Annotated in this window: 22 protein-coding genes; 3 read left to right on the top strand and 19 right to left on the bottom strand. The window is 63.3% G+C overall.

Annotated elements, in window-relative coordinates; genetic code table 11:
• Positions 1-15 precede the first annotated feature (15 nt).
• Positions 16-684 carry a heme exporter protein CcmB gene (gene ccmB / locus J5X93_RS07580; protein ID WP_043212857.1) on the bottom strand — a complete coding sequence of 223 codons (669 nt, stop codon included), beginning with the start codon at positions 682-684 and terminating at the stop codon, positions 16-18.
• Positions 681-1,313, bottom strand: coding sequence for a cytochrome c biogenesis heme-transporting ATPase CcmA (gene ccmA, locus J5X93_RS07575; RefSeq protein WP_090345506.1), 633 nt, complete (start codon positions 1,311-1,313; stop codon positions 681-683). The genes ccmB and ccmA overlap by 4 nt, the downstream gene beginning before the upstream one ends.
• Positions 1,314-1,495: 182 nt before the next feature.
• Between ccmA and fliK the strand changes: the two genes are divergently transcribed.
• The 3 genes from fliK to J5X93_RS07560 all read left to right on the top strand — a co-directional run bounded on the left by fliK (position 1,496) and on the right by J5X93_RS07560 (position 6,668).
• A complete protein-coding gene (fliK, locus tag J5X93_RS07570) occupies positions 1,496-3,061 on the top strand; it encodes a flagellar hook-length control protein FliK (protein ID WP_182941462.1) in 1,566 nt (521 codons plus the stop codon).
• Entirely contained in the window at positions 3,058-3,396 is a 339-nt protein-coding gene (locus tag J5X93_RS07565; RefSeq protein WP_090345503.1) for an EscU/YscU/HrcU family type III secretion system export apparatus switch protein, read from the top strand. Before fliK ends, J5X93_RS07565 begins: the two co-directional genes overlap by 4 nt.
• 530 nt (positions 3,397-3,926) lie before the next feature.
• Positions 3,927-6,668: a dermonecrotic toxin domain-containing protein gene (locus J5X93_RS07560; protein WP_090345501.1), complete on the top strand. Its 2,742-nt coding sequence runs from the start codon at positions 3,927-3,929 to the stop codon at positions 6,666-6,668.
• Between the two features lie 16 nt (positions 6,669-6,684).
• Here J5X93_RS07560 and J5X93_RS07555 read toward each other — a convergent pair whose 3' ends face one another.
• The 17 genes from J5X93_RS07555 to fliQ all read right to left on the bottom strand — a co-directional run bounded on the left by J5X93_RS07555 (position 6,685) and on the right by fliQ (position 23,749).
• Entirely contained in the window at positions 6,685-7,080 is a 396-nt protein-coding gene (locus J5X93_RS07555) for a DUF2802 domain-containing protein (protein ID WP_070577156.1), read from the bottom strand.
• A gap of 1 nt (position 7,081) precedes the next feature.
• Positions 7,082-7,561 (bottom strand): chemotaxis protein CheW, encoded by a 480-nt coding sequence (locus J5X93_RS07550; RefSeq protein ID WP_003254393.1) that lies wholly within the window; start codon positions 7,559-7,561, stop codon positions 7,082-7,084.
• A 67-nt stretch (positions 7,562-7,628) separates the two neighbouring features.
• Positions 7,629-8,507, bottom strand: coding sequence for a CheW domain-containing protein (locus J5X93_RS07545; protein WP_043212820.1), 879 nt, complete (start codon positions 8,505-8,507; stop codon positions 7,629-7,631).
• Positions 8,507-9,295, bottom strand: coding sequence for a ParA family protein (locus J5X93_RS07540; RefSeq protein ID WP_043212817.1), 789 nt, complete (start codon positions 9,293-9,295; stop codon positions 8,507-8,509). The genes J5X93_RS07545 and J5X93_RS07540 overlap by 1 nt, the downstream gene beginning before the upstream one ends.
• A 77-nt stretch (positions 9,296-9,372) precedes the next feature.
• Positions 9,373-10,230, bottom strand: coding sequence for a flagellar motor protein MotD (gene motD / locus J5X93_RS07535; protein WP_043212815.1), 858 nt, complete (start codon positions 10,228-10,230; stop codon positions 9,373-9,375).
• A gap of 3 nt (positions 10,231-10,233) precedes the next feature.
• Positions 10,234-10,974, bottom strand: a complete 741-nt coding sequence (locus J5X93_RS07530; RefSeq protein ID WP_043212813.1) for a flagellar motor protein — start codon at positions 10,972-10,974, stop codon at positions 10,234-10,236.
• Entirely contained in the window at positions 10,974-12,095 is a 1,122-nt protein-coding gene (locus J5X93_RS07525; protein WP_090345499.1) for a protein-glutamate methylesterase/protein-glutamine glutaminase, read from the bottom strand. The genes J5X93_RS07530 and J5X93_RS07525 overlap by 1 nt, the downstream gene beginning before the upstream one ends.
• Before the next feature lie 45 nt (positions 12,096-12,140).
• Entirely contained in the window at positions 12,141-14,363 is a 2,223-nt protein-coding gene (locus J5X93_RS07520; RefSeq protein ID WP_090345497.1) for a chemotaxis protein CheA, read from the bottom strand.
• Between the two features lie 12 nt (positions 14,364-14,375).
• Positions 14,376-15,164 (bottom strand): protein phosphatase CheZ, encoded by a 789-nt coding sequence (locus tag J5X93_RS07515; protein WP_043212807.1) that lies wholly within the window; start codon positions 15,162-15,164, stop codon positions 14,376-14,378.
• Positions 15,165-15,182: 18 nt separating this feature from the next.
• Positions 15,183-15,557: a chemotaxis response regulator CheY gene (locus J5X93_RS07510; RefSeq protein WP_011534888.1), complete on the bottom strand. Its 375-nt coding sequence runs from the start codon at positions 15,555-15,557 to the stop codon at positions 15,183-15,185.
• Positions 15,558-15,661: 104 nt separating this feature from the next.
• Positions 15,662-16,402, bottom strand: coding sequence for an RNA polymerase sigma factor FliA (gene fliA, locus J5X93_RS07505; RefSeq protein WP_043212803.1), 741 nt, complete (start codon positions 16,400-16,402; stop codon positions 15,662-15,664).
• Positions 16,399-17,232, bottom strand: coding sequence for a flagellar synthesis regulator FleN (fleN, locus tag J5X93_RS07500; protein ID WP_043212801.1), 834 nt, complete (start codon positions 17,230-17,232; stop codon positions 16,399-16,401). Before fleN ends, fliA begins: the two co-directional genes overlap by 4 nt.
• An 88-nt stretch (positions 17,233-17,320) precedes the next feature.
• Positions 17,321-18,634, bottom strand: a complete 1,314-nt coding sequence (flhF, locus tag J5X93_RS07495) for a flagellar biosynthesis GTPase FlhF (protein WP_043212799.1) — start codon at positions 18,632-18,634, stop codon at positions 17,321-17,323.
• A gap of 11 nt (positions 18,635-18,645) precedes the next feature.
• Positions 18,646-20,775: a flagellar biosynthesis protein FlhA gene (gene flhA, locus J5X93_RS07490; protein WP_043212797.1), complete on the bottom strand. Its 2,130-nt coding sequence runs from the start codon at positions 20,773-20,775 to the stop codon at positions 18,646-18,648.
• Between the two features lie 775 nt (positions 20,776-21,550).
• Positions 21,551-22,693 (bottom strand): flagellar biosynthesis protein FlhB, encoded by a 1,143-nt coding sequence (gene flhB, locus J5X93_RS07485; protein ID WP_182941464.1) that lies wholly within the window; start codon positions 22,691-22,693, stop codon positions 21,551-21,553.
• A gap of 2 nt (positions 22,694-22,695) precedes the next feature.
• The gene (gene fliR, locus J5X93_RS07480) at positions 22,696-23,472 is read right to left on the bottom strand and encodes a flagellar biosynthetic protein FliR (RefSeq protein ID WP_182941466.1); all 777 of its coding nucleotides are present in this window, start codon (positions 23,470-23,472) and stop codon (positions 22,696-22,698) included.
• A 7-nt stretch (positions 23,473-23,479) separates the two neighbouring features.
• Complete coding sequence (gene fliQ / locus J5X93_RS07475; RefSeq protein ID WP_043212792.1) at positions 23,480-23,749, bottom strand: flagellar biosynthesis protein FliQ; 270 nt, start codon at positions 23,747-23,749, stop codon at positions 23,480-23,482.
• Positions 23,750-23,768 lie beyond the last annotated feature (19 nt).

The raw sequence follows: 23,768 nt of genomic DNA, 5'->3' as shown, positions 1-23,768 counted from the left end.
GAAGCCCGGGACTCGTTATTCGCCGACGCTGATCTTCAGGCCAGCCGCGATCGCAAAAGGTGCCAGTGTCACCGCCAGGGCCGTCAGGCTGGCCAGCCAGAGCAGATGGCCGGTCGCCGGCATATTCTGCAATGCTGCCTGCAAGGCGCCACTGCCCAGGATCAATACCGGGATATACAGCGGCAGGATCAACAATGCCAACAGCAGGCCGCCACGCTTGAGGCCCACAGTCAGTGCCGCCCCCACCGCGCCCAGCAGGCTCAGCACCGGGGTTCCCAGTAGCAGCGACCCCAGCAGCACCGGCAGGCAGCCAGCTGGCAGCCCCAACATCAAGGCAAGCAATGGCGCCAACAATACCAGCGCCAGCCCGGAAAAGATCCAGTGTGCCAGCACCTTGGCCAACACCAGCAGTGCCAGCGGATGCGGCGACAGCACCCACTGCTCCAGCGAGCCGTCCTCGAAGTCGCTGCGAAACAGCCCGTCCAGCGACAGCAATACGGCCAGCAATGCCGCGACCCAGACCAAGCCTGGCGACAAGGTTTGCAACAATTGTGTCTCAGGACCGACCGCCAGAGGGAACAAGGCGACGACTATCGCAAAGAACACCAACGGGTTGGCCAGCTCCGCCGGGCGGCGGCACAACAGACGCGCCTCGCGGCGCAACAACAGGATGAATACACTCATGCCGCCCACTGCCCCAGGTTCAGTTCTCGATAACCCGATGGCTTGCGCTCGAGGTTGTGATGGGTGGTCAGCACCACCGTGCCACCTTGCTCGCAATGGGCCGCCAGGTGGGCCTCCAGTTGCGCCACACCTTGCTTGTCCAGAGCGGTGAAGGGTTCGTCGAGTATCCACAACGGGGGGCTGTCCAGATACAGCCGCGCCAAGGCCACGCGGCGCTGCTGGCCGGCGGACAACGTATGGCAAGGCACATCTTCGAATCCTCGAAGCCCCACGGCCTCCAGCGCCTGCCAGATGGCCCGGGCACTGGCCGGCTGATGCAGTGCGCACAGCCAGGCGAGATTCTCTTCGGCGGTGAGCAGGTCTTTGATCCCGGCGGCATGGCCGATCCACAGCAAGATGCTGGCCAGCGCATGGCGCTGCTCGGCCAACGGTTGGCCATTGAGCAGAATCCGACCCGCGGTAGGCTGCATCAGGCCGGCCAGCAACCGCAGCAGGCTGGTCTTGCCGCTGCCGTTGGGGCCACTGATCTGCAGCATGTCACCGGGCCGCAACTGGAAGTCCAGATGCTCGAAGAGCAATCGCCAGTCACGCTCGCAGGCCAGGCCCGCGGCTTGGAGATGAAGGGTCACGGTTTCGCCTTATCAATGTTGGGTTCAGCGCCGCGCGCCGTAGTCCGCGCGAACCCGCGCTGAACCCCAGTGTCTCAAGTCGCCCCGGTCACTGCCGTTATAGTGGCAGTGGCGGACGGCGGGCATTATTACATGGGACGTCTCGCTGCCAAGAGGGCGGGTCCGACAGGTTGTATACAATCATGACTGAAATCAATAGTCTCGGCGCACAATCCACGCTCGGACTCCAGGCGGGCAAGGCTGCGATGACCGGCGAGCTGCTGCGTCTGCTGCAATCACAGCCCGGCCTGCTGGCCCCAGGCGAGACCGCCCGGGCCGATGTGCTCTCTCTGCGCCAGGTGGGCCAGGATTTCCAGTTGCTGCTGCGCCTGACTTTGGCCAATGGCACCCAGACCCAACTGCAGGCCAGCGCCAGCCAGCCCCTGCCCCAAGGCAGCCAAGTGACCGTCGCCCAAACTGACAGCAACCGCCTGACGGTGCTCCTGCAGCAAGCCAACGCCAACAACATCGCCACCCTCACTCGCCTGGACACCGACAAAGTACCGGTCGGCACCCTGCTGCAAGGCAAGGTGCTGACTAGCCAGGCGCAGGCCGTGGCACCTGGCGAGGCGGCGAGCTTCCGCTCTCTGGTCAGCCTGCTCAACAGCGCCCAGGCCGGGGCCACCCTGACGGTGGACAGCCCACGCCCCCTGCCGGTGGGCAGCTTGCTCAGCGCGCAGGTCCAAGGCGATCAGTCGTTGCGCTTCGTGCCGCTGAGCGGCCGTCAGGACCAGTTGGCGATCGCCCAACAGCTCGGCACCCAGCAAAGTCGCCAAGCCTCGTTATCGGGTCTGCTCAATGCGCTGCAGCAGATCACCCGCGACCCTGGCGCCAATGACGAGCTCAAGACCAGCGCCGAACGTCTGCTGGCCAGCCTGCCCGAGGCCCGCCAGCTCGGCGACGCCAAGACCCTCGCCCAGGCATTGAACAACAGTGGCGCGTTCCTCGAGGCCAAGCTACTCGGCGGTGGCGGTGCAGGCCTGGTGCCGGACCTCAAGGCACAGCTGGTCCGGCTGGTGGCCCAAACGTTTCCCGACCTGCCCAGCAGCGCGCTGAGCAGCCCCGCCACCGCCGCCACCCTGGCTCAGGCGTTTCCGGCCATCGCCCGCAGCGCCCTGGGCATGCTCGACAGAAATAGCCCACGGCCCCAGCCTGGCACCTTTCCCCTGCCCTCGCGCCTGCTCCAGAGCCTGGAAGCCGAAGGCGACCTGCAACAATTGCTGCGTCTGGCCGCCGCCGCCATCTCGCGCTTGCAAAGCCATCAGCTGGCCAGCCTGCAGCAGACCGGTGTCACCGAGAACGGCAACCTGCAGACCACCTGGCAGACCGAGATTCCCATCCGCCATGGCCAGGAGTTCATTCCACTGCAGGTCAAGCTGCAGCAGGAGCAGACCCCGGAGCAACAGGCCGATTCGCAGCGCAGTCAGCGCGATCCGCTGGAGTCGCTGTGGCGAATCGAGCTGGCATTCGACCTGCCACCCTTGGGCCCGCTGCAGGTCCAGGCGCAACTGAGCCAGGGCCGGTTGTCAGGGCAGCTGTGGGCAGAGCAGCAGCAGACTGCGCAGTTGATCGAACGCCAATTGGGCGAGTTGCGCGAACGCCTGGTGGCCCGAGGCCTGGATGTGGGCGAACTGCAGTGTCACCCGGGCATTCCGCCCCAGGGGGCACGCACGCGCCTGGAACAACGTTGGGTGGACGAAAACGCATGACCGACAAGCAACCGCGCCAGGCCATTGCCCTGACCTACGACGGCCAGCAGGCTCCCACCCTCAGCGCCAAAGGTGACGACGAGCTGGCCGAGGCCATCCTCGCCATCGCTCGCGAACACGAGGTGCCGATCTATGAGAACGCCGAGTTGGTCCGCCTGTTGGCGCGCCTGGAGCTGGGCGAACAGATCCCCGAAGCGCTGTACCTGACCATTGCCGAGATCATCGCCTTCGCCTGGCAATTGCGCGGCAAGGTACCGGTGGGCTTTGACGACGAGCCCGCCGACGAGCGCGACATCACGCCCTTGCGCTTGCGCCTGCCCAATGAGCGCGCCTGAGCCACACACTGCGTGGCGCAGTCACATTCACCGACACGTCCTCAGAAAACGACCAAGTCCTGGGTAACTCATCTGGCAGATCGGCAGAGGCCGTCATCCCCGGCCCGCAACGCAGCCCCCCCAAACCAGCAACGTCGGCACCCTGCTGGTCGCCTATGAGGCCGAACTCGCCCCCCCCCCCTCGAATCGAGCCTGAATCGGGAGATTCCGGTGCTGCTGCAATCAGCGCTTGGCGAAGGCCAGTGCATTAGTGCCGTCGGCACGCAAAACGTCGAGATGACGAACTGCAACAGCAACGATGCACGGCAGATGTGAGGGTTCGACGAGGCGCGACGCTACCGCAACCTCGCGCCCCGGAAGTGCATGGCCTTCAACGTGTCGAATCATCTCGCGGGCCTTGAAGAAACGCCCCCGCGCCTGGCCCGTTTGCCAAGCGATGCGCCTTGGCGAACAGGCGCTATTTAACTACCCCCTCCGGCCCCCGCATCCACGCCATCGTGCCCCCTCGACTAACCACGCGAGCCATTACGATGACCCCTTCTTATGTAAACGATGCCGGCGTGCAATTTGTGCGCGATCACCTGGCCAACGTTCCGCGCCCCGACCGCGCCGCAGCCCAAGCCATCCGCCAATGGGCTGGCGATCGCGGGCTGGATGTGAACCCCGATCGCTGCGATGTGGTGGTGCTTCATCATCAATGGCGACCGGGCATCGGTCGGGTCGCTGTCGTCACCCAGAAAATGACCCTCACCCAGGCCGTGCTGTCGAACTGGCAAGGCGAGTCGGCGAACGACCTGATCGGCGCCGCCCTTGGCGCGCCATGGGCCGGCGCCTTCCCCGATGACAAGCGCATCACCCTCGTCGATCACCTGGACCCGCCTTCCGCCCTTGCCAATGGCCCAGGCTACGGCATCTACAACGGCCTGTTTCGCCAGACCACGCCACAGAAATACTCCCGCGACACCCATATCCAGCTGCCAGCAGAGGCGTTCGAACGTTTTATCTGGGCGCTGGACTTCCACGCCAGCTACCGGGCGATGCTGGACAGGTACTGGTCCGCGCACCTGGAAGGCCACCGGACCTCGGCGAAAATCGCCTTCATCGCCGCCTGCAACAAACAGGCGGCCGAAGGCAGCCTGTCGGACGCTGCGCGTCAACTGGCCTGGCAGGCGGCAGGGCTGGCGTGCGCCAAAGACTCGACCCAGGTGCGATTGCTGAACGTCTATGGCTACGTGGCGAGCCACTTGCCATGCATTCGTGATACACGCAGCGGCCTCACCCTGCTCTACATGCCAGGCAACAGCGCGCCCCTGCTCGAGTTCGCCAGCGAAGGCCTGATGCAGGATTGGTTCGCCGATCAGTGCAAGGACGCAGCCAAACGCCAGGCGCTCAGGCAGTTCTTCGCGCTCCAGGACACACCGGATGGGCTCAGTTTCAGTGGCCTGGATACCGCACTCGCCGGCCTCGGCGCCTACCCCTCGATGTATCGCCTCTCGACGCAACGCGCCGGCTTCACCCGCAGCGGCTACTGGGCCCCGCGCGAATACGTCAACTATCGCCCGGACCACTACAGCCCCGTCATCACCGGTGACCTGTTCACCGCGCTCAGCGAACAGCAGCGCCAACGCAGCTACGCCGATGCCGATTTCATCATCACCAGCGATAACGAGGTGAGCAAAGCCCGTTGGCGCGACTACCTGACCTGCGCCATGAACCTGCTGGCCCCGCTGACCTTCGTGATGCCAGGCCTTGCCCCAATGCTGGCCGTGGGGGGTGTCGCCCAGTTCGGTCTGGGCCTTGACCAGATCATCCACGGCCGAACCCAGGAGCAACAGGCCAGTGGCGTGCAGACCCTCACCTATGGCCTGTTCAACGCATTGCCGCTGGCCTCGCAAGCGCTGAGCCGGGGTGCGAAGCTGTTTCGCGTGAAAAGTGAAGGCTTCGTTACCCCCAGCTGGATCAATGAGCGATGGGGTTACGCGCTGAGCCCGATCGAACCACCGCACCTGCCGCAGACGGACGTGGGGCCGTACTTTCACATTCCCGCGCCGATCCCTGCCTTGCCCGACGGCGACCCGGCGATCATCGAAGCGGTCACCAGGACACCCCGTTACAGCAGCAGCCCAGACCAGTTGAGCGCACGCATCGACGGCCATCGCACGCAGATGATCTATGACATGAAGCACGATGCCTTCGTCAAGCTCGACAGCCTCAACGAGGTCGATCCGGTCCGCTATGTCGCCCGCACCGGCAGCACGGACCTGGTGCCTGTCGCCCCCGGGCGGGAAGTCAGCAACGCCACGCGCACCGCCACCCTGCGCGCCCTTGGTGTCGACCTGCCGCTGCCGGTCGAGCTGCCATCGGGGCCTGGAGCCGGCGCCAGCCCTATACCAGCGAAGGTCTCGTGCATCTGGCTAGGCGACAAGGTCATCGAGCCCATGCTGTTGACCAACCTCGCGAGCAACGCCGCCCGTCTTCGCGACAGCCGATACACACTGCGCTTGTACCTGTCGAAGGCGACACCCGCAGCCTATGCCCAGAACCTGCGCCAGCTCGCCGAGCACGCGCCAGGGCTTGAGGTCGTCCCCCTCGAAGAGCAGCCGTTTTTCCACACGTTCAGCCAGGGCAACTACTACGCCCAGTACCAGGCGGCCATTGGCGGCAACGCCGGCGTGGCCCGCCACTATGCCTCGGCCTGCGACGTCCTGCGCTTTTGGTTGCTGTACCAGGAAGGTGGCTTGTACATGGACGTGGACGATTACCTGTTGGCGCCCGGTGAACCGCGCACCCTCAACGGCAAGCCTGGGGAGTCGATCGACCAGGTGGAGTTGCTGGCCACAGGAGAAAGCCTGCTGCTCGCGCCGCCAATGGCCAATGAGAAGATGAGCATGTACTGCCTGTACGCCAACAGCCTGATCGGCAGCCACGCGGGCAATCCGACCTTGCTGGCGATCTCCGAGGAAATGCGTGCCCGTTACCTGGCCGAACCGGACTTCTACGACCGCAAGCCCAGCCTGGCCGAGGACCCGGCCGGCTTCTACCGCTATGCCGAGCGCCTCAGTTACCTCACGGGGCCGGCGCTGCTCACCGAGGTGGTCGACCAGCGCCTACCCGCGCTGCGCACCCTGCGCCAAGTCATGCACCTGCATGGCATGCCCGTGGATTCGGACACTTTCATCGACCTGGACGCCTACCGGCAGGCACTTCGCACGCTGCTGCCGCTCAATCGAATTGCCCGGGTCGGCAGCTACAAATCCTGGGCGCGGGACTGAAGCGCGAGGCGACCCGTCATTCGCCGCGGTGCAGCTTGCTCATCAGCTCCGCCTCGGCTTGGGTCAGGCCACAGGTGCGGGTCAGCTCATCGATGCTGGCCCCCATGCCCACCAGCTTGGCCGCCTGGGTGAACGTCACGCTGTTGGGGTCGCGCTGCTCCAGTTGCTGGAGTTTATCCGGCAACGGCGCGAGCACTGCGCGCAATTCATGGATCGCCTCGCCCATGCGCACCGTGCCGTTCTGGTAGTCATCCAGACGCTTGGCCAGGTCCTTGATGCGCTGGTCTCGCAGCGCATCGCCCTGGGCCTGCTGGGCCGCCAGCTCACGCTGGCGCTTGCTGTAGTTGAGGAAGAACCACAGGCTCAGGGCCCAGAGCAGCGCCAGGAAAACGACAGCAGCCTCGAAAATCAACTCAGATGTTCTCCAGCTCGGACCACTCTTCCTCGGTCATCATTTTGTCCAGCTCGACCAGAATCAGCAGCTCGCCGTTCTTGTTGCACACGCCCTGGATGAACTTGGCCGACTCTTCGTTGCCGACATTCGGCGCGGTCTCGATCTCGGACTGACGCAGGTAGACCACTTCGGCCACGCTGTCGACCAAGATGCCCACCACTTGCTTGTCCGCCTCGATGATGACGATGCGGGTGTTGTCAGTGACTTCGGTCGGCATCAGACCGAAACGCTGACGGGTGTCGATCACCGTGACCACGTTGCCGCGCAGGTTGATGATGCCCAGCACGTAGCTCGGCGCACCAGGCACCGGAGCGATCTCGGTATAGCGCAGGACTTCCTGCACCTGCATGACGTTGATGCCATAGGACTCATTGTCCAGGCGGAAGGTTACCCATTGCAGGATCGGATCTTCGGAACCTTGTGCAGACGACTTTTTCATTCCCCTACCCCTCAAAATCCGCCATTGGCGGTGTGCTCGCTATGGCCACGGCAGTTGTGGCCTTCAGTCATTGGTGTTTGGCATGCATTTGCTTGACGGCGCCGCTGGCGATCAGCTCGGCCAGTTCAGCGACATCGAGCAAGGCGCACATGTGTTCGATCACGGTGCCGGCCAGCCAGGGCCGCTGGCCACGCTGGCTGCGCCACTTGATTTCGGCCGGGTCCAGGCGCAGGGAGCGGCTGACCTGATGCACGGCCAGCCCCCATTCATAGCCCTGAACGGAAATCACGTACTGCAGGCCCTGGCGGAAATCGTCGCGATAGCGGTCGGGCATGACCCAGCGCGCGGTATCCAGGACCTTGAGATTGCCCGCCTGGCACGTAAGGATGCCCAGGAACCAGTCAGGCTGGCCGAACAGCGGCGTCAACTCCTGACCCGCCAGGCTGTAGATCGAGCCCAGGCAGACCAGCGGCACCGCCAGGGTCAGCCCTGCGACATCGAACAGCAAGCACTCGAAGGGCTCTGCCGCCCAGGCCGGGCGACCGTCCACCGTCGCCGGTGGCACAGGAGGATTGGCGGCCGGCAGGTAGACATCCACCAGTGGCGCCACCGGCTCGATTGCCTGGGCCTCGACTGCTGGAGTTTCGGGTTCGACGTTGACGGCCGCAGGCTCCGGCGTCACCTCGACCGGTTTCAGTACCGTTGGCAACACGGCCACTGCACTGGGCTCGGCGAAGGGTCGCGCAACAACTGCTGCTGGGGCGGCCTGACGCTCAGCGTCCCTGGCTTGCTCCTCACGCACCGCGGCGGCGAATTCATCGACGATCGCCTCTTCAGCCGGCGCTTGGGGCGCATCGAGCTCCTCGGTGGCGTCCTGCAACAGGCCATCGAGGTAGGACTGCAAGGCCAATTGCGGCTTGGTGGTGGTCTGCCGTGCTGGGTTCATCAGGCCACCTGCAATGCGGGTTTGTAGGTCAACAGATGCTTGAGCAATGCCCGGTAGGCGATCAGCCCCCGGCTCTTGCCATCGAACTGCGAAGGTGTGACCCCCGCCCGGCTGGCATCGCGCAGGCGCGTGTCGACCGGGATGTAGCCTTGCCAGACCTGCTCACCATAGCTGTCACGCAAGACCTTGAGCGTGCCAAGAGACGCCTGGGTGCGACGGTCGAACAAGGTCGGCACGATCTGGTAGGGCAGCGCCTGGCGCCGCGAGCGGTTGACCATGGCCAATGTCCCGACCATGCGCTCCAGGCCCTTGACCGCGAGAAACTCGGTTTGCACCGGGATCACCAACTGCTGGCTGGCAGCCAGGGCATTGACCATCAGCACCCCCAAAAGCGGAGGGCTGTCGATCAGGGCGAAGTCGAAATCCTGCCACAGCTGCGCCAGACTCTTGGCGATCACCAGGCCCAGGCCACTCTGCCCCGGCGACTGGCGTTCGAGCACGGCCAATGCGGTGCTCGAAGGCAGCAGCGAGATACGCTCGTCGCTGGTGGGCAGCAACAGTTGTCCTGGCAAGCCCTCGGGCACCGTGCCCTTGTGCAGGAACAGGTCGTAGCAGCTGTGCTCCAGGGCATCAGGGTTGTGCCCGAAGTAGCTGGTCATCGAGCCGTGCGGGTCGAGGTCGACGACGACCACGCGCTTGCCCGCTTCGGCCAGCAACCCGGCCAAGGCGATGGTGGTGGTGGTCTTGCCGACGCCACCTTTTTGATTGGCTACTGCCCAGACTCTCATCGTGCGTTGCTTCCCCCCGCAATGGCCGCCTGCCCTGCCGGGAACGGTTTGAATTCAGTGACGGACAATTGACGGGCTCAGCCCCCAACCGCCGGTGCAGGCGTTGTCGGTGCAGTTTGTGTGCCAGCCCGCCGCAAGGCCGCGTCCGGCGTGGCATTGGCGCTACCGGACCCGGTCAGGCTGCGGCGTACTTCCAGGTTGCGGGAAATCACCAGCACCACTCGACGGTTACGCGCCCGCCCTTCGGCCGTCTCGTTGCTGGCCACCGGCTGGTACTCGCCATACCCCACCGAGGCCATGCGCGCCGGGTTCACACCGTTCATCGCCAACAGGCGGACGATGCTCGCCGCTCGGGCAGAGGACAGCTCCCAATTGGTCGGGTATTGAGCGGTACGGATCGGCAGGTTGTCAGTGAACCCTTCGACGTGCACCGGGTTGGCGTAGGGCTTGAGGATGTTGGCCACCTTCTCGATGATCGAGAACGCTGTGTCGCTGGGCATGGCGTCACCGCTGCCGAACAGCAGCGATGAGTTGAGCTCGATCTCGACCCACAGTTCGTTGCCGCGCACGGTCATTTGGTCGGATTTGATCAGGTCGCCAAAGGCGTCGCGCACGTCATCGCTAATGGTCTTCAACGGGTCGGCATTGCTCTGGGCAAGGCCTGCGTCGGTTTGCTCGCTGTCCTTGATCAGCGGCTCGGCGGGTTTGACGCTGAGCGGGCGTTCATCGCCGATCGGGATGGGCTTCATGCTGCGCTCAGGGTCGTTGAATACGCCGAGCAGAGCCTGGGAGATGACCTTGTACTTGCCCTCGTTGATCGAGGAGATCGAATACATGACCACGAAGAAGGCGAACAGCAAGGTGATGAAGTCGGCGTACGACACCAGCCAGCGTTCGTGGTTTTCGTGTTCCTCGGTGTGACGACGGCGGGCCATGGCTTACTCCATGAAGCCTTGCAGCTTCAGCTCGATCGAGCGTGGGTTCTCCCCTTCTGCGATCGACAGCAGGCCTTCGAGCAGCATTTCGCGGTAGCGCGACTGGCGCAGCGCGATGGCCTTGAGCTTGTTGGCGATCGGCAGCAGGATCAGGTTGGCGCTGGCCACGCCGTAGATGGTGGCGACGAAAGCCACCGCAATGCCATTGCCCAGCTGAGATGGGTCGGCCAGATTGCCCATCACATGGATCAAGCCCATGACCGCGCCGATGATGCCGATGGTCGGCGCATAGCCGCCCATGCTTTCGAACACCTTGGCCGCTTGGATGTCGCGACTCTCCTGGGTCAGGAAGTCGACCTCGAGGATGCTGCGGATCGACTCGGGCTCCGCGCCGTCCACCAGCAGTTGCAGGCCCTTGCGCGCATACGGGTCGGGTTCGGCGTCCGCCACCCCTTCAAGACCCAGCAGGCCTTCCTTGCGCGCGGTCAGGCTCCAGTTGACGACCCGATCGATACCGCCGGGCAGGTCAACGCGCGGCGGGAAGAAAATCCAGCGCAGGATCTGCAATGCCCGCTTGAAGGCCGACAGCGGCGACTGCAGCAGCGCCGCCGCCAGGGTACCGCCCAGCACGATCAACGCCGCCGGGCCGTTGAGCAAGGCACCGACATGGCCGCCTTCCAGGAAGTTGCCGCCGACGATGGCGACGAACGCGAGGATCAGGCCAATCAGGCTCAGGACATCCATCAGACGCACGCCTCGACCAGATGCTTGCCGATCTCGTCCAGGCTGTAAACTGCATCGGCCAGGTTGGCCTTGACGATGGCCATCGGCATGCCATAGATCACGCAGCTGGCCTCATCCTGGGCCCAGACGGTGCTGCCGCCCTGCTTGAGCAGGCGGGCCCCTTCGCGACCGTCAGCGCCCATGCCGGTGAGAACCACAGACAGGACCTTGTCTCCATAGGACTTGGCCGCCGAGCCGAACGTGATATCCACGCAGGGCTTGTAGTTCAGGCGCTCATCGCCCGGCAGGATCTTCACCGCGCCACGGCCGTCGATCATCATCTGCTTGCCGCCAGGGGCCAGCAGGGCCAACCCCGGGCGCAGCATGTCGCCATCCTCTGCTTCCTTGACACTGATCTTGCACAGTTTGTCCAGGCGCTCGGCAAAGGCCTTGGTGAAGGCCGCCGGCATGTGCTGGATCAGCACGATCGGCGCCGGGAAGCTGGCCGGCAGTTGCGTCAGCACCCGCTGCAGCGCCACCGGGCCGCCGGTGGACGTGCCAATGGCGACCAACTTGTAGGGCTTGCGCTTGGGTGCTGGCGAATGGCTGCTGGACGCTGGACGGGCCACAGACGCAGCCGGGGTCGAAACGCGAGCCGTCGAAGGGCTTGCGAAGCTGCTGGTCGGTGCATGGCTGGCAGGCGCAGGCGCCGGGCTTGCCGTCGCGAAACCGCCGAACCGGCGGTTGCTGCGCGAAATGGTGTGGACCTTCTCACACAGCAACTGCCGGACTTTGTCCGGGTTGCGCGAGATGTCCTCGAAGTTCTTCGGCAGGTAATCCACCGCGCCGGCATCCAGAGCGTCGAGGGTGACCCGGGCGCCTTCGTGGGTCAGCGAGGAGAACATCAATACCGGCGTCGGGCAGCGCTGCATGATGTGCCGCACTGCCGTGATGCCATCCATCATGGGCATTTCATAGTCCATGGTGATGACATCCGGCTTGAGGGCGATTGCCTGGTCGATCGCTTCCTTGCCATTTGTCGCGGTACCCACGACCTGGATAGTCGGGTCGGCCGAGAGAATTTCCGAGACGCGGCGGCGGAAGAAACCGGAATCATCCACCACCAGGACCTTGACTGCCATAAACACTCCATTAGGCGGCGCAACCGCCAAGGTGCGCCACCGAAATCAAATTCGCCGGGCGGCGTAACGCTTGAGCATGCTCGGCACATCGAGGATCAACGCGATGCGACCGTCGCCGGTGATGGTCGCGCCGGACATGCCCGGGGTGCCCTGGAGCATCTTGCCCAGCGGCTTGATCACCACCTCTTCCTGGCCCACCAGCTGGTCGACCACGAAGCCGATACGCTGGGTGCCGACCGACAGGATCACCACATGGCCTTCGCGCTGCTCCTCATGCACCTGGTCCTGGACCAGCCACCGCTTGAGATAGAACAGTGGCAGCGCCTTGTCGCGCACGATCACCACTTCCTGGCCGTCGACCACGTTGGTGCGCGACAGGTCCAGGTGGAAGATCTCGTTGACGTTGACCAGCGGGAAGGCGAACGCCTGGTTGCCCAACATCACCATCAAGGTCGGCATGATCGCCAGCGTCAAGGGCACCTTGATGACGATTTTCGAACCCTGGCCCTTGGCCGAGAAGATGTTGATCGAGCCGTTGAGCTGGGAGATCTTGGTCTTGACCACGTCCATGCCCACACCGCGACCGGACACGTCGGAGATCTCGGTCTTGGTGGAGAAGCCCGGCGCGAAGATCAGGTTGTAGCAATCGGATTCGCTCAGGCGATCGGCGGCATCCTTGTCCATCAGGCCCTTTTCGACAGCCTTGGCCCGCAGGATGTTAGGGTCCATGCCCTTGCCGTCGTCGGAGATCGACAGCAGGATGTGGTCGCCTTCCTGCTCGGCCGACAGCACCACGTGGCCGGTCCGTGCCTTGCCGGCGCCTTCGCGCTCCTCGGGCATTTCGATGCCATGGTCGACGGCGTTGCGTACCAAGTGCACCAGCGGGTCGGCCAAGGCCTCGACCAGGTTCTTGTCCAGGTCGGTGTCCTCACCGACCAGCTCCAAGTTGATTTCCTTCTTGAGCTGGCGGGCCAAGTCGCGAACCAGCCGTGGGAAGCGGCCGAAGACCTTCTTGATGGGCTGCATGCGGGTCTTCATGACCGCGGTCTGCAGGTCGGCGGTGACCACGTCGAGGTTGGACACAGCCTTGGACATGGCCTCATCGCCGCTGTTCAGGCCCAGGCGTACCAGACGGTTACGCACCAGCACCAGTTCGCCGACCATGTTCATGATCTCGTCCAGGCGCGCGGTGTCGACCCGCACAGTGGTTTCCGCTTCGCTGGCCGTAGGCTTTTCGGCGGCTGGGGCTGCTGCGCGGGCCGGCGCGGCCGGTTTGGCAGCCGCAGGCTTGGCCACCGGCGCCGGTTCAGGCTTGGCGACAGGCTTGCTGTCGGCCTTGGCCACGGCAGAGGCCGCCACGGCCTCAGGCGCAGCCACGGCCGCGTCACTGGAGAACTTGCCTTTGCCGTGTAGCTGATCCAGCAAAGCTTCGAATTCGTGCTCGGTGATGTCACCACTTTGGGCGCCCGCCTCGACCGAAGCCGGTGCCTGGGCCGTGGCGCCGGGCAGTGCATCGGCGGCGAAGGTGCCCTTGCCGTGCAACTGATCGAGCAACGCTTCGAATTCATCGTCGGTGATTTCATCGCTGCTCGGCGCCGCGACGCTGTCAGCCGACACAGGCGCAGGCGTCTGGGCAGAAAACTGGCCTTTGCCATGCAACTGATCGAGCAGCGACTCGAACTCGGCATCGGTGATCTCGTCGCTGTCGCTTCCCGCGACCTCACCCTGCAGCTGTTCGGTAGCCTCGGCCTGGGCCTTCACCGCATCGAGCGAGTCGAGCAGTTGTTCGAACTCGCTATCGGTGATGTCGGGCTCGACCGCAGGCTCGGCTTCGGCGACGGCTGGAGCCTGGGCCGCAGGCGCTGGGGCCTCGGCACCGGCCGGCTCGGCCAGACGCGACAGTGCGGCCAGCAACTCCGGCGTGGCCGGGGTAATGTCGCTGCGCTCGCGCACCTGGCCAAACATGCTGTTGACCGTATCCAGTGCCTCGAGCACCACATCCATCAATTCCGCATCGACCCGGCGCTCACCTTTGCGCAGGATGTCGAACACGTTCTCGGCGATATGGCAGCACTCCACCAGCTCATTGAGCTGAAGGAAGCCGGCGCCCCCTTTTACAGTGTGAAAACCGCGGAAGATCGCATTGAGCAGGTCCGCATCTTCCGGTCGGCTTTCCAGCTCGACCAATTGCTCGGACAGTTGCTCGAGGATTTCGCCGGCCTCTACCAGGAAATCCTGGAGGATTTCTTCATCGGCGCCGAAGCTCATTGAACGTGCTCCCTAAAAACCCAGGCTGGACAGCAAATCGTCGACGTCGTCCTGACCGGACACGACATCTTCACGCTTATCGGCATGAATCTGCGGACCTTCACCCCGAGTCGGATGTTTTTCTTGATCTTTTTCAGCACGCAGCTGCTGGTGGTCATGTTCGATACCGGCAAAACGGTCGACCTGGCTGGCCATCAGCACGAGCTTGAGCAGATTGCTTTCGACTTCGGTGACCAGCGCGGTCACCCGTTTGATCACCTGACCGGTGAGGTCTTGGTAGTCCTGGGCCAGGAGAATGTCGTTGAGATGGCCAGCGACCTTGCGGTTCCCCTCGGCGCTTTGCGTCAGGAAACTGTCGACGCGCTTGACCAGATCACGAAACTCCGGCGCTGCGACTTCACGGCGCATGAAGCGCTGCCAGTCGGTGCTCAGATTCTGGGCCTCGGCCTGCAGGTCGTTGAGCAGCGGCGTGCTCGCCTCCACCAGGTCCATGGTGCGGTTGGCCGCGCCTTCGGTGAGCTTGACCACGTAGGACAAGCGCTCGGTGGCGTCGGTGATCTGCGACACTTCCTCGGCCTGCGGCATGCGCGGGTCGATCTGGAAGCTGACGATCGCACTGTGCAGCTCGCGGGTGAGCTTGCCGACTTCCTGGTACAGGCCGCGGTCGCGGGTCTGGTTCAGCTGGTGGATCAGCTGCACCGCCTCGCCGAACCGGCCGTGCTCGAGGCTCTCGACCAGTTCCTGGGCGTGTTTCTTCAGGGTCGACTCGAACTCCCCCAACGATGTGTTCATTTGCTCCATGGCGCCCCCTGACGTGACTCAGCCGTTGACGCGTTCGAAGATCTTTTCGATCTTCTCCTTGAGCACCTGGGCGGTGAAGGGCTTGACCACATAGCCGTTGACCCCGGCCTGGGCCGCTTCGATGATCTGGTCGCGCTTGGCTTCAGCGGTCACCATCAACACCGGCATACCCTTGAGGCGGTCATGGGCACGGACCTTGCGCAGCAGGTCGATGCCGGACATGCCAGGCATGTTCCAGTCGGTCACGAGAAAGTCATAGTGGCCGTTTTCCAGCATCGGCAACGCCGTGGTGCCGTCGTCGGCCTCCTCGGTGTTGGTGAAGCCCAGGTCACGCAACAGGTTCTTGATGATCCGCCGCATCGTCGAAAAGTCGTCAACGATGAGGATTTTCATGTCTTTGTTCAATTAGACCTCCAAGCAGTCTTAAACGCGCCCGGCCCCCGGACGCGCATTCAATCAATTCGGTACAACATCCAACGACGGTGGCGAACCCTGGCTCAACGTGCCCGCCATTCCCCGAGACGGCTGCGCAGGCGCGCGGCGCACTGGCTGTGCAACTGGCTGACACGCGACTCGCTGACCCCAAGCACCTCACCGATTTCCTTGAGGTTCAGCTCTTCGTCGTAGTACAGCGCCAGCACCAGACGCTCACGCTCCGGCAGGTTGGCGATGGCTTCGGTCAGCGCGGCCTGGAAGCGCTCGTCTTCCAGGTCCCGCGAAGGTTCCAGCTGGCCACTGGCGCCATCCTCGTGCAGCCCTTCGTGCTCGCCGTCCTGCAGGAGGTCGTCGAAGCTGAACAGGCGACTGCCCAGGGTGTCGTTCAGAATCCCGTAATAATCATCGAGACTCAATTGGAGTTCGGCAGCAACTTCATGATCTTTAGCGTCGCGACCGGTTCTGGCCTCCACGGCGCGTATCGCGTCGCTGACCATGCGGGTGTTGCGATGTACCGAACGCGGCGCCCAATCCCCCTTGCGTACCTCATCGAGCATGGCCCCACGAATGCGGATGCCGGCGTAGGTTTCGAAGCTCGCGCCCTTGCTGGCATCGTATTTGTTGGCCACTTCCAGCAAGCCGATCATGCCCGCCTGGATCAGGTCCTCGACCTGTACGTTGGCCGGCAGGCGCGCCAGCAAGTGATAGGCAATGCGCTTGACCAGAGGGGCATAACGTTCGACCAGTTCGTACTGGGCATCACGCGCCGCCCGGCTGTACATCTTGAAACCGCTCGCATTCATAGTACCGGTCCTGCGCTGGTAGGCTGCACCAGACGCTCGACGAAAAACTCCAGGTGCCCGCGCGGGTTGGCAGGCAGCGGCCAGCTGTCGACCTTCTGCGCGATGGCCTTGAAGGCCAGCGCACACTTGGATCGAGGGAAGGCCTCATAGACCGCCCGCTGCTTCTGCACCGCCTTGCGTACACATTCGTCGTAAGGCACGGCACCGACGTATTGTAAGGCGACGTCCAAGAAGCGATCCGTGACCTTGGTCAACTTGGCAAACAGGTTGCGCCCTTCCTGCGGGCTCTGCGCCATGTTGGCCAGGACCCGGAAGCGGTTCATGCCGTAATCGCGGTTGAGCAGCTTGATCAAGGCGTAGGCATCGGTGATCGAGGTCGGCTCGTCGCAGACCACCAACAGCACCTCCTGCGCGGCGCGCACGAAGCTCACCACCGAGTCCCCGATTCCCGCGGCGGTATCGATCACCAGCACATCGAGGTTGTCGCCGATCTCGCTGAACGCCTGGATCAGCCCGGCATGCTGGGCTGGCGCCAGGTGCACCATGTTCTGGGTGCCGGAGGCGGCCGGCACGATGCGCACACCGCCTGGCCCCTGCAACAGCACATCGCGCAGCTCGCAGCGCCCTTCGATGACATCGGCCAGGGTGCGCTTGGGCGACAGCCCCAGCAGGACGTCGACGTTGGCCAGGCCCAGGTCGGCATCCAGCAACATGACCCGGCGGCCGAGCTCGGCCAGCGCCAGGGACAGGTTCACTGAAACGTTGGTCTTGCCCACGCCACCTTTACCGCCGGTCACGGCGATCACCTGTACGGGATGCATGCTACCCATGTTTGTTCTTTACCTTGTCTCGGGGCCCAGGCCACATCAGGAGCTGAACACGACGCTCAGGATGCAGGTACTTTGCGCTGTCCATTCGTCAACCCGCACGCTTGCCTGGGTTGTGGTAGAGATCAGCGAACATGTCGGCCATCGCCTCTTCGCTGGGCTCGTCCTGCATCTGCACACTGACCGCACGGCTGACCAACTGATGTTTGCGCGGCAGTTGCAGGTCGTCAGGAATGCGCGGTCCATCGGTCAGATAGGCCACGGGCAATTCGTGACTGATGGCAAGGCTCAGCACTTCGCCGAGGCTGGCCGTTTCATCAAGCTTGGTCAGGATGCAGCCGGCCAGGCCACAGCGCTTGTAGCTGTGGTAGGCGGCGGTCAGCACCTGCTTCTGGCTGGTGGTGGCCAGTACCAGGTAGTTCTTGGCGGCGATGCCGCGTCCGGCCAGGCTCTCCAGTTGCAGCCGCAGGGCCGGGTCGCTGGCCTGCAGGCCTGCGGTGTCGATCAGCACCACGCGCTTGCGCAACAGCGGATCGAGCGCCTGGGCCAAGGACTGGCCCGGGTCGACATAGGTCACCGGCACATTGAGGATGCGCCCCAATGTCTTGAGCTGCTCTTGGGCGCCAATGCGGAAGCTGTCCATGCTCACCAGCGCCAGATGCTGGGCGCCGTACTTGAGCACGTAGCGCGCCGCCAGCTTTGCCAACGTGGTGGTCTTGCCCATACCAGCCGGACCGACCATGGCGATCACACCGCCCTCTTCGATCGGCTCGATCTCGGGGACCTGGATCATCCGTGCCAGGTGGGCCAAGATCATGCGCCAGGCGTGGCGCGGGTCTTCGATCTCGCCGGCAAGCTCGAGTGCTTCGCGAGCGATCGGGCCCGACAGGCCGATACGCTGCAAGCGACGCCAAAGGTTGGCCTGCTGCGGCTTGTTGCCCTGCAGTTGGCTCCAGGCCAGGGATCCGAGCTGGACTTCGAGCAATTCGCGCAGGCCCGACAGCTCCGAGCGCATGGCATCGAACAGACGCGGATCGACCGGTGCCGGCGCTGGAGCCGCAACCTGCGCCGGCGCGTCAACCTGTGGCTCGACCAGTGGCTCGGAGGCGGTCAACGACAATCCGGCGAACAATTGGCGATTGCCGATCTCGTCGCTTTCGTTGCGTGTGCTCAGTTCGGCCTGGGCGGTAGCGATGCGCGTCTGGGTTTTGCGCAGCTCGTCCTCGAGTTCGATGTTCGGCACGCGTGGGGCCAGGGCGGACAGCTTGTAGTCCAGCGCGGCCGTCAACTCGACACCGCCGGCGATGCGCCGGTTGCCGATGATGGCGGCGTCGGAGCCAAGCTCATCCCGGACCAGCTTCATGGCCTGACGCATATCGGCGGCGAAAAAACGCTTAACTTGCATAACCCACTACCTCAGCCGTTGGGGCCCACGGTGGCAACGATGGTGACTTGCTTGTTGTCAGGTATTTCCTGATACGCCAGAACATGCAAATTCGGTACAGCCAGGCGACCGAAGCGCGACAGCATGGCGCGGATCGGGCCGGCGACCAGAAGAATGGCCGGCAGGCCTTGCATCTCCTGACGCTGGGCCGCTTCGATCAGCGAACGCTGCAGCTTCTCGGCCATGCTCGGTTCCAGGAGAACACCGTCCTCCTGGCCTTGCCCGGCCCTTTGCAGACTATTGAGCAAAATCTGTTCCAACCTTGGCTCGAGGGTGATCACAGGCAGCTCGGACTCAACGCCGACAATGCTTTGCACGATGGCGCGACACAATCCGACGCGCACTGCCGCGACCAGCGCGGCGGTATCTTGACTCTTGCCAGCATTGTTGGCGATTGCCTCGGCGATACTGCGGATGTCCCGCACCGGCACCTGCTCGGCTAACAATGCCTGCAGGACCTTGAGCAAGCCTGACAACGAAATGACACCCGGTACCAGCTCCTCGGCAAGTTTAGGCGAACCTTTGGCCAATACTTGCAACAGTTGCTGGACCTCTTCATGGCCGATCAGTTCATGGCAATGCTTCTGCAGGATCTGGTTGAGGTGGGTGGCCACCACCGTGCTGGCATCGACCACGGTGTAGCCCAGCGACTGGGCCTGGGCACGCTGCCCGACGTCGATCCACACCGCCTCAAGACCAAACGCCGGGTCGCGCGCAGCGATACCGTTGAGCGTGCCGAAGACCTGGCCCGGGTTGATGGCCAGCTCCCGGTCCGGATAGATCTCCGCCTCAGCCAGGATCACCCCCATCAAGGTGAGGCGATAGGCGCTCGGCTGCAGGTCCAGGTTGTCGCGAATATGCACAGTGGGCATGAGAAAGCCCAGGTCTTGGGACAGCTTCTTGCGCACCCCCTTGATCCGCGCCAACAGCTGGCCACCCTGGTTGCGGTCCACCAGCGGAATCAGGCGATAACCGACCTCAAGGCCGATCATGTCGATGGGCGTCACATCGTCCCAACCCAATTCCTTGGTTTCCAAGGCACGCTGGGGCGATGGCAGCAGGTCCTGCTGGCGCTGCGCTTCTTCCTGGGCCTTGAGCTTGGCCTGTTGCTGACGACGCCAGACCAGGTAGGCACCGCCCCCGGCCGCCGCGCCAAGCCCCAGGAAGGCGATATGCGGCATGCCCGGAACCAAGCCCATGACGATCATCAGCGCCGCCGAAACAGCCAACGCTTTGGGCGAGTCGAACATCTGCCGATTGATCAGCTTGCCCATGTCCTCGGAACTGGAGGCTCGGGTCACCATGATCGCGGCGGCGGTGGACAGCAGCAGCGAGGGCAACTGCGCCACCAAACCGTCACCGATGGTCAGCAAGGCGTAGACCTTGCCCGCCTCGCCGGCCGACATGCCATGCTGCAGGATACCGATGAGCATGCCGCCGATAAGGTTGATGAACAGGATCAGCAGCCCGGCGATGGCGTCGCCGCGAACGAACTTGCTGGCACCGTCCATGGAGCCATAGAACTCGGCTTCCTGGGCGACTTCGGCGCGTCGGGCCTTGGCCTGAGCCTGGTCGATCAGGCCCGCATTGAGGTCGGCGTCGATCGCCATCTGCTTGCCAGGCATCGCGTCAAGGGTGAAACGTGCGCTCACCTCGGAAATACGCCCGGCGCCCTTGGTGACCACGACGAAGTTGATGATCATGAGGATGGCGAACACCACCGCACCGACCACGTAGTTGCCGCCGATCACCACCTCGCCGAAGGCCTGGATCACCTTGCCCGCAGCACCGTGGCCTTCCTGGCCGTGGAGCATGACCACACGCGTGGAGGCCACGTTCAGGGCAAGACGCAGCAAGGTTGCCACGAGCAGGATGGTGGGAAACGCAGCGAAGTCCAGCGGGCGCAGGGCGTATACGCAGACCAGCAGGACGACGATCGACAGGGCGATGTTGAAGGTGAAGAAAACGTCGAGCAGGAACGGTGGAATCGGCAACATCATCATTGCCATCATCACCAGCAGCAACAGCGGCACGCCCAGGTTGCCCCGGCCGAGACCAGCCAGGTTGTTTCGGGCGCTGTTGATTAACTGAGTGCGATCCACCGCAAATCCTCTTCAAGCAAAACTTTGACGCCTGAATGGGCGTTTGGCGCTGCCTTTGCAAGAAGCCTTCCAACTTTTGGGCGCGGTGTTTGAGTCGGGCTTTTTGAGGGGGCTTGTTGAATCGCGTGTATATCTGGTGTGGGTGGTGGCGCCTTGATGGCGGGTCACTTTGGTCTTGGCCAAAGCAACCAAAGCCGCTGCGCCCCCGCATACGGCCCGGTGCTGCTGATGGGGCGCAAGTTACAGGCGGTGCCTGGGCTGGCGTTGTTTCATTCAGTGGTTTTTGTGGTGAGCTTTTTGGCCCATTCGCGGGTAAACCCGCTCCCACAGGTACAGCACCCTTCTCAAGGACAGCGGTGAGCCTGTGTGCGGGCTTACCCGCGAATAAGCCGGAACTGCCAACAAATAATTAGCTTGTTTGCCGTGCCGTTGCCTTTGATACGAGATGGTTCAGACACCACCAATCGCGACCTCAGGAGGCCGAGCGGAGGTGTCTGGAGGGGCAGGCGCGCAGCGCCCTTCGGCGGGAGCCGAAGTCGCGAGATGGAGGCTGGCAGAGCCAGCCGGAGGCCGCGAGGGCCCGTAAGGCACCGGAGCGGAGGGAACCCCGGAGCGCAGCGCAGGGGCCGTATGTGGGAGCAAAACGGCTTTGGTTACTTTGGCCAAGACCAAAGTGACCCGCCGTAAAGGCGGAAAGGTGACTAAGCGTCGATGAATCAAACGGATATGCCCACCAACACCAACACCAACACCAACCAATGCAACCCAAAGCGACTCACCGATCACGCCGTAAATCCGGCGGAATCGGCAAATCAGGCTTCAAAGGCTCCGGCGCCTTGCCCTTCCCCGCCCGGTATTGCCGGATCTGGAACACATAAGCCAGCACCTGCGCCACCGCCAGGTACAACCCCGCCGGAATCTCCTGCTCAAGCTCGGTGGAGTAGTAGATCGCCCGCGCCAACGCCGGCGACTCGAGGATCTGCACCTGATGCTGAACCCCGATCTCGCGAATCTTCAACGCGATGAAATCCGTCCCCTTGGCCAACAGCAAAGGCGCCACCCCGCCCGATTCCGGGTCGTACTTGAGCGCCACGGCATAGTGCGTGGGGTTGGTGATGATCACATCCGCCTCGGGCACCGCCGCCATCATGCGCCGCTGCGAGGCTTCGCGCTGCAACTGGCGAATCCGCTGTTTGACCTCAGGCTTGCCTTCCGAATCCTTGTATTCGTCCTTCACTTCCTGCTTGGTCATCTTCAGCTTGTTATGCGCCTGCCAGATTTGGAACGGCACGTCGACCGCCGCGATCAGCAGCAATCCGGCAGCCATCCACAACGCGCTCCACCCGACCACCTGGACGCTATGGATGATGGCTTGCTCCAGCGGCTCGTTGGCAATCGCCATCAATGCCTGGCGATCGCTGGAAAGTACCGCCAGCGCCACCACCAAAATCACGAAAAACTTGGCAAACGCCTTGAGCAACTCAGTCAGCGAGTTCAAGGAGAACATCCGCTTGATGCCCGACAAGGGGTTCATGCGGCTGAATTTCGGCTGCAACAAGCTGCCAGAAAACAAGAAACCACCCAGGACGATAGGTGCGATGAAGGAAATCACGAACAGCATGATCACGATGGGCTGAACCGCCCAGATCGCCATCTTTCCCGAGACCAGGAGCAGGGTTCCCATGGCACTCTCATCCACCACCATGTCGCGGGTGAGAGAAAAGCTCATACGCATCAGGTCCATCAACGTTTCCGCCAGATACCCACCGAATGCCAGCAGGGCCCCGGCGCCAGCGAGGGTCACCGCTACTGTGTTGAGCTCCTTGGAGCGAGCCACTTCGCCTTTTTCACGCGCATCGCGCCGGCGCTTGTCGGTGGGTTCTTCTGTCTTGTCCTGACCGCTCTCGCTTTCTGCCATCTTCAGCGCGCCCTTGCCAGCTCACGCAGCCATTGCAGCGCTTCGCTGGCCAACAGCTGGTAATGGGAAAAAATGTCCGCCAGGGTGACCCAGAAGATGGCCAGCCCCAACACGAGGGTCAACGGAAAACCAATGGAGAAGATGTTCAACTGCGGCGCGGCACGCGTCATGACGCCGAATGCAATATTGACCACCAGCAGCGCAGTGATCGCGGGCAATACCAACAACAGGCCAGCGCCGAGGACCCAGCTCATGCGCCCGGCCATCTCCCAGAAATGATTGACCATCAGCGCACTGCCGATCGGCAAGGTGGTGAAGCTCTCGGTCATTACCTCCAGCACCACCAGATGACCATTCATCAGCAGGAATAGAATGCTCACCAGCATGGTCATGAACTGGCTGACGACTGTCACGTTGACACCGTTGGCCGGGTCAACCATGGAGGCAAAGGCCATCCCCATCTGAACGGCAATGATCTGCCCAGCCACCACGAACGCCTGGAACAGCATCTGCAAGGCCAGACCGAACAGCGCACCGACAATCACCTGCTCGGCGCACAGCAACACGCCGCGCAGGCTCAGGGGGTCGATCTCAGGCAAGGGCGGCAGCCCTGGAACAATCACCACGGTGATGGCCAAAGCTGCATAGAGACGGATGCGCGCGGGCAACATCTTGGTACCCAGGATCGGCATGGTCATCAGCACCGCCGTCACCCTGAAAAACGGCAGGATGAACGTGGCGACCCAGGTGCCAATCTGCGTATCGGTCAGCTCCAGCATGACTGCATCAACCGATCAGCTGCGGAATGCTGGTGTACAGACGGTTGAAATACTCCATGAAGCGCTGCAACAGCCAGGGCCCGATGACGATCAGGGTGACCAGCATCACCAGCAGGCGCGGCAGAAAGCTCAGGGTCTGCTCGTTGATCTGGGTGGCAGCCTGGAACATCGCCACCACCAGGCCGACCAACAGGCTCGGCACCACCAGGATGGCCACCATCATGGTGGTCATCCACAGCGCATCACGAAAAATGTCTACGGCAACTTCTGGTGTCATGCAGGGCTCTCCTTGATGG

Origin of the sequence: Pseudomonas sp. BYT-1, from assembly GCF_023611805.1 — a bacterium.
Classification (GTDB): domain Bacteria; phylum Pseudomonadota; class Gammaproteobacteria; order Pseudomonadales; family Pseudomonadaceae; genus Aquipseudomonas; species Aquipseudomonas guariconensis.
This window is presented reverse-complemented; position numbering and strand designations above follow the sequence as displayed.